Source organism: Streptomyces sp. NPDC048516 (assembly GCF_043199875.1).
Lineage (GTDB): Bacteria > Actinomycetota > Actinomycetes > Streptomycetales > Streptomycetaceae > Streptomyces.
Map to the genome: position 1 here is coordinate 117,093 of NZ_JBICWS010000018.1, position 14,615 is coordinate 131,707.

9 protein-coding genes are annotated in these 14,615 nt (G+C 70.6%); 3 read left to right on the forward strand and 6 right to left on the reverse strand.

The window, feature by feature from the left end; genetic code table 11:
- Positions 1 to 408 precede the first annotated feature (408 nt).
- From ACGFR7_RS29755 to ACGFR7_RS29775, 5 genes are all read right to left on the reverse strand, one after another.
- A complete protein-coding gene (locus tag ACGFR7_RS29755) occupies positions 409 to 2,553 on the reverse strand; it encodes a serine/threonine-protein kinase (RefSeq protein WP_393325191.1) in 2,145 nt (714 codons plus the stop codon).
- A gap of 63 nt (positions 2,554 to 2,616) precedes the next feature.
- A complete protein-coding gene (locus ACGFR7_RS29760; protein ID WP_393325193.1) occupies positions 2,617 to 4,878 on the reverse strand; it encodes a protein kinase in 2,262 nt (753 codons plus the stop codon).
- A gap of 64 nt (positions 4,879 to 4,942) precedes the next feature.
- Positions 4,943 to 5,959: a serine/threonine protein kinase gene (locus tag ACGFR7_RS29765; protein ID WP_393325195.1), complete on the reverse strand. Its 1,017-nt coding sequence runs from the start codon at positions 5,957 to 5,959 to the stop codon at positions 4,943 to 4,945.
- A gap of 655 nt (positions 5,960 to 6,614) precedes the next feature.
- Positions 6,615 to 8,789 carry a SpoIIE family protein phosphatase gene (locus ACGFR7_RS29770; RefSeq protein WP_393325197.1) on the reverse strand — a complete coding sequence of 725 codons (2,175 nt, stop codon included), beginning with the start codon at positions 8,787 to 8,789 and terminating at the stop codon, positions 6,615 to 6,617.
- A 476-nt stretch (positions 8,790 to 9,265) separates the two neighbouring features.
- On the reverse strand, positions 9,266 to 10,165 hold the full coding sequence (locus ACGFR7_RS29775; RefSeq protein WP_393325198.1) for a LysR family transcriptional regulator: 900 nt from the start codon (positions 10,163 to 10,165) through the stop codon (positions 9,266 to 9,268).
- A 71-nt stretch (positions 10,166 to 10,236) separates the two neighbouring features.
- Here ACGFR7_RS29775 and ACGFR7_RS29780 point away from each other — a divergent pair, with 71 nt between their 5' ends.
- Together ACGFR7_RS29780 and ACGFR7_RS29785 are read left to right on the forward strand one after the other, a co-directional pair.
- Positions 10,237 to 11,151, forward strand: a complete 915-nt coding sequence (locus ACGFR7_RS29780) for a 4-hydroxy-tetrahydrodipicolinate synthase family protein (RefSeq protein ID WP_393325200.1) — start codon at positions 10,237 to 10,239, stop codon at positions 11,149 to 11,151.
- 219 nt (positions 11,152 to 11,370) lie between these two features.
- Positions 11,371 to 11,640, forward strand: coding sequence for a ribosomal protein L7/L12 (locus ACGFR7_RS29785; protein ID WP_393325202.1), 270 nt, complete (start codon positions 11,371 to 11,373; stop codon positions 11,638 to 11,640).
- Between the two features lie 182 nt (positions 11,641 to 11,822).
- Here ACGFR7_RS29785 and ACGFR7_RS29790 read toward each other — a convergent pair whose 3' ends face one another.
- Entirely contained in the window at positions 11,823 to 12,788 is a 966-nt protein-coding gene (locus ACGFR7_RS29790) for an Lrp/AsnC family transcriptional regulator (protein WP_393325204.1), read from the reverse strand.
- A gap of 115 nt (positions 12,789 to 12,903) precedes the next feature.
- Between ACGFR7_RS29790 and ACGFR7_RS29795 the strand changes: the two genes are divergently transcribed.
- Positions 12,904 to 14,340, forward strand: coding sequence for an FAD-dependent monooxygenase (locus tag ACGFR7_RS29795; RefSeq protein WP_393325206.1), 1,437 nt, complete (start codon positions 12,904 to 12,906; stop codon positions 14,338 to 14,340).
- The last annotated feature ends 275 nt before the right edge of the window (positions 14,341 to 14,615 follow it).

Below are 14,615 nucleotides of genomic sequence, written 5' to 3' on the forward strand. Positions count from 1 at the left end.
GGAGCCGGACCCGGGGCCGGGGCCGGAGTCCGTCGCTCTTCGTGGCGACGAGCGCAGAGTCCGGTCTTCAGGGACTGGTCCGTTTGCCCCGGTTCCGGTGACCCACGCCTGGCATCGGCGATACGAGAGCGACCGAGCCCACGCCTGGCTGCGCTCGTCCGTCGTGGCGGCCGGTTCGGGCATATCGAGGAGTCGTGCCAAGGGAGGTGCACGGTCATCAGTACGGGTGGGAATCCTTCCCGGCCAGGGCCTCGGTGGCGCTGCCCGCAGCAGGCTCTGTTCCACCGGGTGGCCGCCGTCGCGCACCATCGGTGGCGCGGGCACCACGACGACGGCTGCCCGGGCCGGCGCGCCCCGGGTGGTCGTGGAGTTACCCTTCGCCCCGGACCGGCCAGCAGCGCGTTTGTGTCAGAAGACGGGCATGGCGGTCAGAGTGCCCTGGTGCATCAGGAAGATCCGGTTGCCTGCGCCCGTTATCGCCCAGTCGCCGCTGCCGTCCCGGGCGTAGGTCCATGCCTTCTTTCCGGTGTCCTTGTGCACGGCTGCGATGCCCTGCTTGCCGGTGATGTCCATGGCTGCCCAGACGGACTCTCCCTGCACGACGGGGGGCGAGAGCGGTGCGGTGATGCCGAGGCCGAGGGCCCAGTCGGTTTTGCCGTCGCGTTTGTCGCGGCGGCTGAGTTCGGTGCCGTCCATGGCGTAGAGGGCGTCGCCGTCGATCGCCGGCCCGCTCCAGCCCCCCTCGTTCTTGCCGGCCGTGCTCTTCGCGGCCACCGACCAGACCTCCTTTCCGTCCTTGAGCCGACGGGCCGTTAAAGTCTTCCCGCCCAAGTAGACGGTTTCTCCGGAGACGGCGGGGGCGATCGGGACGAGGGCGTTCGCCTGACGGGGCAGCTTCCAGACCGTTTTCCCGGTGCGGGTGTCGAGGGCGACCACCGTGCCGTTCTTGCCGCAGAGCACGAGGCGCCCGCTGCCGGTCGCCGCCGCAGGCGGGGTGATGGTGTTGCTGTCCACCTCCAGTGGAACGGACCAGCGCATGGAGCGGGATGCGATGTCGAGCGCGCTGAGCCGGTCTACCGTCGCCCCGTCGCCCCGGCCCGTGAAATAGACGCTCTTCGCATCCGCGGCGATGATCTGGGCGACTCGGGCGTCCACGGTCCACTTCTGCTTGCCGGTGACGGCGTCGAGGACGACAAGTCCGCTCAGTGTGTGGGCCGTTACGACGAGCCTCTCCGAGGGGGCGGCGTAGTGGGCGTTGCTGTCACAGTCGACGCTCCACTTGCGCCGTCCTCCGGTCACCTCGTAGGCGCCCACGGTTGAGCCCGTCTCGTTTATCAGCACGAGATCGCCCACCGGCAGGGGCCCGAAGGGGATGAGGCCGGCGCCCTGCTGCGGTCCCCACAGCGGCGGCGGCGCGGTGCCGGTGCGGTACTGCGATGCGCTCAGGCGCTTCGCGTCCGAGGGTTTGTGTACGGCCGGGGCTTCCTTTTCGTCCGCGATGCTCGCTGCGATGCCGCCTCCGCCCGACGCCCCGTTGTCCTTGGACAGCAGCCACCAGGCGGCCCCTGTACCGCCGGCCGCCAGCACGGTGCCCCCCGCCGCGAGGGCGGCCACCAGGCGGCGGCGGGAGGGGCCGGCGGAGCCGAGGGTGTCGGCAGAGGCGATCTGTTGCTTCGCCGCCGCCTCGCTCCGCTTGATGTCTGAGGCCAGCGCGTCCAGCTGCCAGACCGCCTTGGCGCCGCGCCGGGTACCGTCGGGCGGGGCCATGGCCATGGCGATCTGCTGCGGGAGGGGGCGGTGGGCGGGATCCTTGGCCAGACACGGGGCGACGAGCGCGCGGAGCGGCTCCGGGACCTGGGACAGGTCGGGCTCTCCGTGGACGACTTCGTACTGGATCGCGGCCACATGCCCGCCGTCGAATGTCCGTCGGCCGCTCGCCGCGTATGCCAGCACCGCGCCCAGGGAGAAGACGTCGCCGGGCGGGCCGACACGCTGCCCCATTACCTGCTCCGGCGCGCCGTAGCCGGGGGTGACCGGTATCTGGCCGGTGGTGGTGAGGGTGAGGCCGTGTTCGGGCCGGGCGATGCCGAAGTCGATGATGCGCGGGCCGGTGGACGTCAGCACGATGTTGGACGGTTTGAGGTCGCGGTGAACCAGCCCCGCGTCGTGGATGTCCTGGAGCGTGCGTGCGAGGGCGGCGGCCAGTTCCCGGACACCCTGGTCGTTGAAGGGTCCGTGCTCCTCGACGGCCTGGTCCAGTGTCGGCCCTGCCAGGAACTCGGTCGCCATCCACGGGCGGCCGCCTTCCAGCCAGGCTCCCAGCACGCGCGCGACGCCCTTACTGGTGACGGCTTGCGCGGCTTGTGCCTCGCGGACGAAGCGCTGGGACATCTGCGCCTCGAACGCCAGCTCCGGCCGGAGTACCTTGACCGCGGTGGCCTGACCGGCACTGTCCCGACCGAGGTAGACCTTGCCCATGCCGCCTTCGCCGAGCACGCCGAGGATGCGGTAGGGGCCGAGGCGAACGGGGTCGCCGGGACCGAGAAGTTTCATTGGGTGTCTTCCTGCTGACTGTTCGGATGTCATGAGCGAGAGGGGAGTGGCCTCAAGGCCGGGTCATTCCACGGGCATGGCACAGACGAAGTCGCCGTTCGTCCACACCAGGTTGCGGGCGCGGTGATGGGCGACGAACCCTGCGTTGCCGAAGCCGCCAGGGACAGGGACGGTCCAGGCGACCTTGTGGGTACGCAGCTCGACAGCGCTGATCTTCGCCTGGCCGTCTACGGCGACATAGGCGTACTTCCTGCCGATGACCGGGGTGAAGTCGAGACTGGGGGACGCGTTGCCGAAACCGGTCTCCCACAGCGCCTTGCCCCGGGCCGCGTCCACCGCGACGAGGCCGCGCGTGCCCTCGGCGACGAATACCACACCGTCCTTCACCGCGGGCCTGCCGTACGGACGGCTGCCGTCCTTCACCTCGCCCTTGTTCCGGCCCTTCCCGAACTCCCAGGCCATGTCGCCGCCCCCGGAGAGCTGGATGGCGTGGAGCGCACTGTTGGCGAAGTAGAGGCGCTTGTCGTCCGCGACGAGCTGGCCCGGACGGAGGTAGGACTGGTAGTCGAGACGGTCCCTGGGCCAGGTCCACGACCAGGCCGACTCGCCAGTGCCGAGATCTCTGGCGCGCAGCGCGTCCTTGGCGTACAGGTCGGTGGTGCGCCGGGCCAGCAGGAGGCGGTTTTGGGCGACCGTGGCGACGGTGAGGCCGTCGAGGGCGGAGGGGAAGTACGAACCGGAGAACGGCCGGCGCCACAGCTCCTCGCCGGTGCGCAGCTCGACGGCCATGGTGTGCCAGCCACCCTCGACCTCGATGGACGAGTCGCCCTTCGTCGGCTTTCTGGCGACCAGATACATCACTCCGCGCGCGACCAGCAGCGGGTGCGCCTGGACCGCCATCGTCCCCTCGAGGTCCTTGAAGGGTCCTGCCACGCGGTGCGCCGTGCCGGTGTTGAGGTCGATGGAGTGGACCGACACCCCGCGGTACGGAGCCGACGACTCGGGTATGAACGCATAGGCCCGCTCACCGTCCGAGACGACCCGCCACGTGACCTTCCGCCCGTCGTACAGGACGGTCCACTTCCGGGTCCAGCGTCGCTTGCCGGTCTTCGCGTCCAGCGCCACCAGCGCGTCGTCGCTCAGCACCAGCACCACGTCACCGGCGGGTATCGGGGCGAACCTCTCGTCCACCTTGGTGACCTCTGCCCACCACACCGCGCGTGAGGGGACGTTCGCGGGCCGGGCGGTGGCGGCCGGCCCGTGAACGTCCCCGCCCTCCGGTTCCGTCCGGGTGGCCCATGCCCACGCTCCGGCGCCCGCCGCCGCCAGGCCGAGAGCGGAGCCGCCCGTGAGAGCCAGCAGTTTCCGCCGGGACAAACCGGGCCGGGGGACGTCGGTGTCCGGCCCCGGGGGCGGAGGCTGTCGCTGCGGCTGGATCTGCCACACCTCGGTGGCCCGCCGGGCGATCTCCGCGAGCAGTGTGTCGGGCAGCTCCTGTGCGAACTCCCGCTCCCGCCCCGGTGGCCGGGCGCGCAGCTGACCGGCGAGTTCGGCGGTGCCCGGGCGGCGGGCAGGGTCCTTGTCCAGGCAGCGGGTCAGGACGGGCAGCAGCGTAGCCGGTACTCCGGTCAGATCGGGCTGCGCGTAGCGCACGCGGTACAGCAGGTCGGCCGCCTGCCCGCCACCGAACGGACCATGCCCGGTGAGCGCGTGGACCAGAACCCCCGCGAGCGCGAAGACATCGCCCGCGGCGCTGTGTTCCTGGCCGGTGGCCTGCTCCGGCGACATGAAGGCCGGAGTGCCCGCGGTCGAGCCCACGCGCGTGAGCCGCTCGTCGCCGATGGCACGCGCGATACCGAAGTCGATGACCTTGGGGCCACGACAGGTCACCAGGATGTTGGACGGTTTGAGGTCGCGGTGCACCACGTCCGAACTGTGCAGCTGCCTGAGCCCGGTGCACAGGGCCACGCCGAGCGCCCGTACGGTCCGTTCCGCAAGGGGGCCGTTCAGCGCCACCGCCTCGTCCAGCGGCGGGCCGAGCACATACTCGGTGGCCAGCCAGGGCACGGGGGCGAAGGGGTCGGCATCGACGACCTGGGCGCCGTGCTCCCCGCCGATGACGCGGGCGGCGTCGATTTCCAGCCGGAAGCGGGTGCGGAACTCCTTCTGCTGGGCGATCGGCCCGTGCATCGTCTTGAGCGCGACCGTGCGCCCGGCCGGCGAGCGGCCCAGATAGACGGTGCCCATGCCGCCACCGCCGAGCCGGGCGATGAGCCGGTACGGCCCGAGCTGTTCGGGGTCGTCATGGGCCAGAGGGTGGGCCATCAGATCAGTCCACGGTCAGGGCGCGGGCGGCGCACAGGTGTCATGCGGCGGTGGCGGTCCGGTGTCATGAGGCACGCGGGCCGGGAGCCGGCGAGGGGGCGTCCAGCGCGGTGGGCGGGTACGGCCACGGGGCCTGTGTGCCCTCGCCACTCGCGTCGGTGACCGCGGCGTACGCAGGCGGCGTGGCGGTCTCAGCGGCCAGGAGCCCGGCGGACTGCCCAACGAGTGCCTCAATGACACGTGGCGGCAGCCACCCGGGCCCGAGCAGGCCCCACGCCCGGGTCGCCGCACCGTTCGGCGGCTGCGCCCCGGCCGGCTGCTCCTCGTCCGTCAGCTCGGCCAGCACCCACTCCGCCCGCGGCCTCGCCGCCGCTTCCCGGGCGAGACACGAGGCGATCGTCCGACGCAGACTCTGCGGCACCTCGCCCTGTTCGGGGACGGTGTGCCCGGTCGCTGCGTAGGCCAGCAGCGAGCCGAGGGCGTAGATGTCGCCGGGCGGCTCCGTCTCCCCGCCCGCGACCTGCTCCGGAGACAGACAGCCAGAAGCCAGTCCGGGCAGTCCGGATCGCGACGCGCCGTCGGGCGCCGCCGCCCGTATCGCACCGAAGCACGTCAGACGCGGGCCGTCCGCGGCGAGCAGCACAGCGGCCGGTAACAGGCCCCCGTGCGTGACCCCAGAGGCGTGAGTGGCGATGAGCGTCTCGGCGAGCGCTGCGCCCAGCGCCCGGACAGTACGCTCCGGCAGCGGTCCTCGGTGCGCGGCGAGCGCTCCGGTCAGCGTAAGGGCCGGAAGATACGGCGTGGCGTACCACGGAGCGTCCGCTCTGCCGCCGACCTCGGTGACCGAGGCGATCCAGGCTCCGGACAGCCGTCGTCTGGCGCCCTCCGCCTCCACGGCGAACCGCCCCACGTCTGCCCCGGGCAACGGCATGCTGATCAAGACCGTACGGCTTCCTCCGGGCAACCGGGCGAGGAAGCGGCGCTCCGGGACCGGCAGGCGGCTGCTGGTCTCCGTGTCGAACCGGGCCACCACGTCGTAGGCGCCGATCCGCCGTGGATCGTCAGGGCGCAGCGGTTCCATGAAAGACGTCCCCCCGTCTCCAGCAACAAGAGCAGTAACTCTACTCACGCGCCACACCTGCGCGGCACGGGGGCGAGCGGCCACCCGGGCCCGAGAAGACGGCAGTTGAGAGGGTCGGGATGGGCCGGCCCTCGCGAATATCACCGCAACTACCCCGCCGTGGTGGTCGATTCCGCCAGAACGCGACCCGGAGCGGCGGGCGGAAGCGGCGATGTCCGCGGCCAGGCGGAGCAGCAGAAAGACCGGTGCCCGGGCCGGCTCGCCGCACCGCTCCCCTCACCGAACCCGGCCCCGCCCGATCGCGCGCGACCGATGAACTGCCCCTGGCCGCGGTCGTACCGGCCGAAGAGGGCTGCGGCATCGCCCTCCGGGTCCTCCGGCTGACCTGACCGGTCCGCGAGCCGGCGAAGTTCGGTGGATCGACCCGGGCCGACGCCACGGAAAGGACCGCTCGTACCCAGATCCGGACCGCGCACCCCGTACGTCTCGCGCGGGGGGTCACCGCGGCCGACGGCAGCGTCCTGGTCTTCTGCGGCGGCAGTCGGCATCGGCTGCGTGTCCGCCTGCCACGCCATGGCCCCCGGCGCATGACGTGTCCCGGCCTCGAACCCTTCGCTGACCGCGACGGTGCCAGGTGGCCGGGGTTCGGTAGGAGTCAGGCCGCCCGATGTTGAGCGCCGTTTGCCGGGAGGTGTTCCTCTGCCCAGACGATCTTGCCGTCGGTCGTGTACCGGGTGCCCCAGCGGCGGGCCAGCTGCGCCACGAGGAAAAGGCCGCGGCCGTCTTCGTCGGTGGTCCGTGCGTGGCGCATGCGTGGTGAGCTGCTGCTGGCGTCGGAGACTTCGCAGATGAGGGCATCCTGCCGGATCAGGCGCAGCCGGATGTGGCCGTTGCCGTAGCGGATGGCGTTGGTGACGAGCTCGCTGACGATCAGCTCGAAGGTGAAGATCAGGCTGTCCAGCCCCCAAGCGGTGAGGCGATCCGCGGTCAGGGAGCGGGCGTCTGCGACGACCGACGGATGGGAGGTCAGCTCCCAGGTGGCCACTTGATCCTCGTAGAGGGCGTGGGTACGGGCCAGGAGCAGTGCGACGTCGTCGTCGCGAGCGCCGGTGAGCACGTCGTCCAGGACGGCTGCGCAGAGTTCGTCGAGCTGCGCCCCGGGGGAGGCCAGCGCGGCACGCAGCCGGGAAAGACCCAGGCCCATGTCCTGGTCACGAGCTTCTATCAGGCCGTCGGTGTACAGGGCGAGGACGCTGCCGTCGACGACGTCGACCTCGGCGGATTCGAAGGGCAGGGCGCCCAGGCCGAGCGGAGGCCCGGCGGGCAGGTCGGGGAAGGTCACCGAGCCGTCCGGGGTGATGACCGCGGCAGGGGGATGGCCGGCGCGGGACATGGTGCACTTGCGCGTGGCCGGGTCGTATACGACGTACAGGCAGGTGGCGCCGAGCGCGGCGGGCGTCAGTGACGGGTCGGCGGCCTGCTCCTCGTCGATCAGGCGCAGTACCAGGTCGTCGAGGTGGGCCAGCAACTCGTCCGGGGGGAGGTCCATGTCCGCCAGGGTGCGAACGGTGGTGCGAAGCCGCCCCATGGTGGCTGCGGCGTCGATCCCGTGGCCCACGACGTCTCCGACGACCATGGCCACCCGGGCGCCGGACAGGGGTATCACGTCGAACCAGTCGCCGCCCGCGCCATCAAAGGCATGGGCCGGCAGGTAGCGCCAGGCGAGATCGAGGGTGCTGCCGCCGGTGAGACTGCGCGGGAGCAGGCTGCGCTGCAGCGCGAGCGCGGTGCTGTGCTGCCGGGTGTAGCGGCGGGCGTTGTCGATGCTCACCGCCGCGCGGGCCACGACCTCTTCCGCGAGGAGCAGGTCGTCCTGCTCGAAGGGGTCGCGCAGCTGCCAGCGGATGAACCTGACGACACCCAGGACATCGCTGGGGGCGCGGATCGGGACGAGTATCAGGGAGCAGAAGCCGAACTCCTGGATTTTCGCGGTCCGGGCCGGGTCTGTTGCGAACCAGCTGCTGGTGGAGGCACCCGGCATGGCTTCCAGGCGGGAGCGTCCGTCCTGCATGCACTGCATTTCGGGTGAGCGGGGGTGGAAGCCGACGGCCTGCCCGGTCTCCGCGACCGACTCGGGACAGCCTGCGTGGATCGACTGCTGGCCCGCACGGCGCATCTGCGGCGGATGGAGGGGAGCCCCGGGGCGCGGTGTGTCGCCGCGTATCACGGATTCCAGGAGGTCGACGGCGACGAAGTCGGCCAGCCGCGGCACGCTGATGTCGGCCAGGGTCTGCGCGGTGTGCATGACGTCCAATGTGCTGCTGGTCTGCGCTCCGACCTCGTTCAGCAAGGCGAGCCGATCCCGGGCCCGCCACCGGTCAGTGACGTCGAGGACGATGAAGGACACGCCCAGCACCCGGTTCGCGGCGTCGTGAAGCCGGAAAACGGACAGCGAGTAGGCGTGTGGCCGATGCGGGTGTGCCTTTGTGCCGCCTCGCAGCAGGTGATCGACGAGGGGGCGGCCGGTATCGAGCACCTCGCGTGTAAGCGACTCGATCCCCTCGGCATCCAGTCTGAGGTCCAAGCGCGACAGCACGTCCCGCAGCCGCTTGCCCAACCGCTGGTCACGGGGGAGGCCCCCGAGGCGCTCCAGAGCCTCGTTGACCCAGACAAAGCACAGCTCCCGGTCCAGCACCGCCATACCTGCCGGGGAAAGCGCGAGGATCCGCTCCAGCATCGGCGGGTTCGCATGCCACCACTCCTCCGCCGGCCCCGGGCCGCGGCCGGCTGCGCCTGCGCCGTCGGAGGTATCGCTGTCGGAGGTATCCATGTGCACTACACCGTCGTCTGTGAGAGGCAGCACCTGACCTGTCCGGCGCGCTGGGCTTCCAGATCGCGTCAGAGGCTCCTGATTCAAGGGTCTCACCGGCCTGCGAAGTCGTCGCACCGTCGTCGCACTGTCTTCTGCTGCGCACTCCCGTTGCGCACTCCCGTTGCTCACCTCCGTTGCTCACCGCCTTTACGTGGCGCAGGACTGCGAGCCGGTGCAGCACCCTTGGACGCCGGCGAGAGCGCGAGAGGGGGAGATGGGGGGAGAGGGCGGCGAATCACTGGCCGGTGGTGGTGTACTGCGCCGGGCGAACACCTTCATCGCCGCCTTGCTGCGCTCGCCGCCACCGCCTCGGCATTCGGGCCCTCACGCATCACACCGCGACCCGGGCGCCGCGACCTCGGCGCCCTGCTCCAGCCATGCCCGTGCGAAGTCCGTGTGGCACATCGTGGTCGTGTCATCCGGCCCTGGATCCATCATGCGTTCACTGTCGCTCTCGCCGCGGCCACGAAAGCGGCGATCGCCGGATGCGTACCGCCGCCCGCGCGGAAGGCGACCTTCGATCGACGGAACAACGGCAACCTGGTCAACACCACGCCTGCGGGGCTGTGGGCAGTGGCCGTTTCCGGCACAAATCCAGCCCCTTGCCCGGTGGCGGCCAGGGCCAGCAGTGTGCGGAAATCGTTGACCTGGTGGCGAATTCTTGGCTGGAACCCGGCCGCCTGGCAGGCGCGTACGGCCATCGCATGGCCGGTGGTGCCGTCCCGTGCGGTGATCCACGGGGCCTGGGCATAGGGTCCGAGCAATTCTGCGAGCGTGTCGTTGCCGCTGGTGTCCTTGATCGCGGCATTGCTGACCAAGTACATCGGTTCTTCCAGCAAGGGCACCTCGTCCACTGTGTTGTCCGGTGACGCGGGCACGAAGTCGTAGTCGTGGACGAGGGCCACGTCGAGTTCGCCGGCTCTCAGGCCGTCGGAGACGCGGGCGGAGTCGATTTCCTGCACCATCGGTTCCAGCGCGGGATGCCGTTGGGTCAGCTCGGCCAGCGTGGCGGGCACGATGGTGTGGCCGCCGGAGGGGAAGGTCCCGATGCGTAGCGGTCCGCCGATGCCGTCCCGCGCGCCGGCCAGCTCGGCGACCGCCAGCTCGAGGCGTTGCAGTACGGCGTCGGCGTGTGCGACGAGGGACCGGCCTGCCGGCGTGAGGATCACCCGCCTGCCGCTGCGTTCCAGCAAGGCCACCCCTGCCTCGCGTTCCAGCACACCCAGCTGCTGGGAGACCGCGGATGCGGTGAAGGTCAGCGCTTCGGCCACGGCGGCGATCGTGCCCCGCCGGTCCAGTTCGCGAAGCAGGTGGAGGCGACGAACATCAAGCATAAGCTCAGCTTAGGCATAGAGGTAGAAATCAGAAATGGATCTACCGGGTCAGTGTGAGTCAGGGTGGGACCATGAAGCCCAATCCGACCTTCAACGGCCTGTACGTCCCTTTGGTGACTCCCTTCACCGACGACCTGCGCCTGGCCCCCGATGCGCTGGCCCGACTCGCCGACGAGGCGCTGTCGGCCGGCGCCTCCGGACTCGTCGCCCTCGGCACCACCGCGGAATCAGCCACGTTGACCGCGGAGGAGAAGCAGACTGTGGTGCGCATCTGCTCGGCCGCCTGCCGAGCGCACGGCGCCCCACTGATCGTCGGGGTCGGCACCAATGACACCGCCGCTGCCATCACATCGCTGCGCGAGCTGGCGGCCACCGGCGACGTAGCCGCGGCGCTGGTTCCCGCGCCGCCCTACATCCGGCCCGGTGAAGCGGGGACACTGGCGCATTTCACCGCGCTGGCCGAACACGGCGGCATCCCGCTGGTCGTGTACGACATCCCCTACCGCACGGGACAGACTCTCGGCATCGGCACGATCGCCGCACTCGGCCGCCTGCCAGGGGTTGTCGGGATCAAGCACGCGACCGGCGCGATCGACGCGACCACGGTGGAGTTGCTCGGCAGCCCCCCGCCCGGCTTCGCCGTGCTCGGCGGCGACGACGTCGTCCTGTCACCGCTCGTCGCGGCGGGCGCCCACGGCGGCATCGTCGCATCGGCCAATGTGCGCACCGCCGACTACGCCGAACTGATCTCGCTGTGGCGTCGCGGCTCCGGTGCACCGGCCCGCAGGCTCGGAGCCGAGCTGGCCCGGTTGTCCGCTGCCCTGTTCGCCGAACCGAACCCGACAGTGATCAAGGGAGTGCTGCACGCTCAGGAACGCATTCCCAGCCCGGCTGTCCGGCTGCCGTTGCTGACTGCCGCCACCTGTACGGTCCGCCGCGCGGCGCTCCTGGCCGGCAGCCGCGCACCCCAGGCGTGCCCAGCCTGAGCTCAGGCCAAGAAGCTCGTGCGGCTGGGGGCGGCACGGCTGTTCACTCCAGCCGCTGCTGGTGAGACGTGGATTATCGGTTGTCAGCGAATGCTGCGGAGGCGGTTGAGCGTGAGACTGCCTTCTGCCACCAACCTCTCCTGTCAGCACACCTGGGCCGTCTCATCCGGATCATCTGGCAGACCGGAGAAAGATCCCCGCGACACGCAGGAGCAATGGGTGATCGAGTACTTCGGACTTCTCTGCGATGAAGAGTCGGGCACTGTGGTGCTCATGGCCCCGGGCCCCCGAGCCATTGAGGTGGTGACAGTGCTGCACAGGATGACGAGGCTGAGCTTGTGGCACGGCAAGCTCCTCATCAGGGATGTGCCGGCCGCGGTCCTTGACGATGTTCCCGAAGAGGTCGCTGCCGGCTTTGCGACGGTGCTCCGAGAGGCGGGCGCTCTGGTCGAGGTGAAGCGGAAACAGATGTCGCCAGAGCAGAGCTGAGCGCTCGACTTGGCGAAGCCCGCCATCCGAAGCGCTCAGGAAGATGGATGTGACTGAGCGCTTCGTGTGGCCAGTGAGCGCGTGAACTGGTTGCTTGAGTGCCTGTTCCGGGGGCAGCGATCAAGGGCGTCGTCAGGTAGTAGCCGGTGATCCGGGGCGAAACAGCAGGGGCTGGTCGGTTGCTATGTCTGGTTCGCTGCCTGCTTGACGGTCCTGATCACTGGTGCCGTTTCGAGGTGTGTGACGGCTGGGAGTGCGGCGACCCGGGTGGTCAGGTACCGGTACAGCTCCCGTTGGTTCGCGCACAGCACGCTCGCGTACAGATTGGTCGGGCCGGTCGTGGCGGCGGCGAACGCGATCTCCGGATGCCCGGCCAGCGCCTGACCTGCCTCCTCCAAGTATGCGGGGGCGACCGAGAGCCAGAGCAAGGTTCGGGCGTGCACCCCGAACATGCGCCAGTCGAGGTCGATGTCGAGATAGAGCAGGCCGTGTTCGCGCAGCTCCGTCATCCGGCGCCGGACCGTCGTCGGTGACCAGCCGGTCGCCGCGGCCAACTCCTCGAACCCGGCCCGGCCGTCGGTGGCGAGCAGGGCGAGGAGCCTGCGGTCACCGTCGTCGAGCCGCACCGGCCCCCGTCGACGCGCTACCGGAGACGGGCGCAGTCGCTCGATCGCCTCCTCGTCCAGCGCCCCGAGTTTACCGACCAGGTTGTCCGCGCCGCCGTAGAAGGCGTGCAGCACGGAGTGCGCGGTCACGCCCTCCACACGCGGGGTGCGGGGGAGTTTGGCCAGCAGCAGTGCCTCGCTGTCCGCCTCGCTCTCGGTTCGGACCACGCAGGTGATCTCGGTGCCTCCGGAGTTGAGGCTCACCCAGGACGTGTCGGGGCGTCTGGCCAGCGCCTCGGCGACCGGCAGCGAGGCGGCGGGCGCACATCGCACCCGCAGAAACCACAGGATGGCGCCCAGCGCAGTTGTGTCGGCCCCGCCGAGCACCCGCACCGCCCCGGTCGACCGCAACCGGGCGTACCGGCGGGCGATGGTGCGATCCGACACACCGAGAACCTCGGCGATGGTGCTGAACGGGGCACGGCCGTCGATCTGCAGGGCGTGCACCAGCCGCCGATCGAGCTCGTCGTAGTCGGATTCCACCGAGTTCAAGTTAGACGGTGTCAGATATCAACGCAATCGAGCTGGTTTCTCGCTCGGGCGGCTCGGCCGACGGAGCGTTGCTTCTGTCCTGATCGACACCACCAGAGGAGAGTCCGTGGACACCGATGTGCTCATCGTCGGCGCCGGCCCGACCGGAATGACGCTGGCCAACGAGCTGCTGATGGCGGGGGTGCCGACCGTGCTGGTCGACAAGCTGTCGCAGCGCAGCGACCTGTCCAAGGCAGGCGGCGTGCAGTCGCGCACACTGGAGGCGCTCGACCAACGAGGGCTGCTGGAGCCTTTGCTGGCCACCGGTGATCACCCCGTCACCACTGGCCACTTCGCCGGTATCCCACTCCCGCTCCACTCCAACCGGCACCGTCTGCCATGGCGGTCCGTGCCGCAGGTGGTGATCGAGGGATTCTTCGAGCGGCATCTCGCCGCGCACGGCCTTCACGCCCGGCGGGACCACGAACTGGTCGGCCTCACCCAGGACGGCAACGGGGTCGCCGCGGCCTTCGCCAACGGCGCCACCCTCCGCTCCCGTTACCTCGTCGCCGCCGACGGTGCCCACAGCACCGTGCGGTCGCTGCTGCGGGCCGGGTTTCCCGGTCAGCCGGGTACGTTGACGATCATCGCCGCCGACGTGCGGTTGGGGGGCGTCGGCGCGTCCACGTCGCACACCTGGAACGAGGACGGGCACTGGGCGGCATTGTTCCCGCTCGGCACCGATCCGCAGGGCAGGCAGCTGCGCCGACTGGTCCTCGGCGGGCCGGGCCGGTCACTGCCGAGGGAGGTCCCGGTCACCGAGGACGAGATCCGCCAGGGCCTGAGCACCGTGTTCGGCACGCGGGTGCACCTGCTCGAACTGCGCTACGCCCGCCGCATCACCAACGCGTCACGGCAGGTCGAGCAGTACCGGCACGGGCGGGTGTTCCTTGCGGGCGACGCAGCCCACGTCCACCTTCCGCTCGGCGCACAGGGCATGAACACCGGGATGCAGGACGCGCTCAACCTCGGTTGGAAGCTCGCCGCCGCCGTGCACGGCTGGGCTCCGGAGAACCTTCTCGACACGTATCACGCGGAACGGCATCCGGCCGGGGCCGCCGTATTGCGCAACGTCCGGGCACAGAGCCTGCTGATGGACTGGGCCGGCACCCGCGATCCGGACGTACTTGCTGCCCGGGAGATCTTCACGGCCATGGCCCAACTGCCGGACGTCCAGCGCCATCTCGCCGACCTGATGTCCGGGATGGCCATCCGCTATCCGATGCATGGCACCGAAACCCATCCTCTCGTCGGCCGGCCCGCACCGGACCTGGACCTCGGCCCGGCCCGGGTGCACGAACTGCTGCGGTCCGGGCACGGCATCCTGCTGGACCCGGCCGACACGTTCGCCACCATCGCCGCCCCCTGGTCGGACCGGGTGGACCGGGTGGGCCAGGGCGCCCAGACCGAACCGATGCTCATCCGGCCGGACGGCTACGTGTGCTGGGCAGGCGCGGCTGACCTTGAACCGGCGCTCGACCGCTGGTTCGGCGAACCCCGCTGAGCCGACGCTCAGGACGCCGGCCGTCGTGGAGAGGCCGGTGGTCATCAGTGGGCGCCGCTGGTGACACCTATCGTGCGCCGGCTCAGGAGGGACTGAGCGCTTGAGCCGGCGGCAGGATCCGCAAAGTCCAGTGCCGGGCGCGCAGATCGAGGGCGGCCATGAGGGGTGGCCCGTGGGCAGCGGGCCGGGCGGAGCCCGCCCGGTGACGCGGCAGTCCTGGCCACCCCGCGCGCCGCTCGGCGGGCCGCCCCTTCCGTTCGAGGGGGGTGGGCCGG

Bases quoted from the DNA above. Each gene is read 5' to 3' on its own strand.
- ACGFR7_RS29755 (WP_393325191.1), bottom strand. From the start codon at position 2,553: ATGAAACTTCTCGGTCCCGGCGACCCCGTTCGCCTCGGCCCCTACCGC.
- ACGFR7_RS29760 (WP_393325193.1), bottom strand. From the start codon at position 4,878: ATGGCCCACCCTCTGGCCCATGACGACCCCGAACAGCTCGGGCCGTAC.
- ACGFR7_RS29765 (WP_393325195.1), bottom strand. From the start codon at position 5,959: ATGGAACCGCTGCGCCCTGACGATCCACGGCGGATCGGCGCCTACGAC.
- ACGFR7_RS29770 (WP_393325197.1), bottom strand. From the start codon at position 8,789: ATGGATACCTCCGACAGCGATACCTCCGACGGCGCAGGCGCAGCCGGC.
- ACGFR7_RS29775 (WP_393325198.1), bottom strand. From the start codon at position 10,165: ATGCTTGATGTTCGTCGCCTCCACCTGCTTCGCGAACTGGACCGGCGG.
- ACGFR7_RS29780 (WP_393325200.1), top strand. From the start codon at position 10,237: ATGAAGCCCAATCCGACCTTCAACGGCCTGTACGTCCCTTTGGTGACT.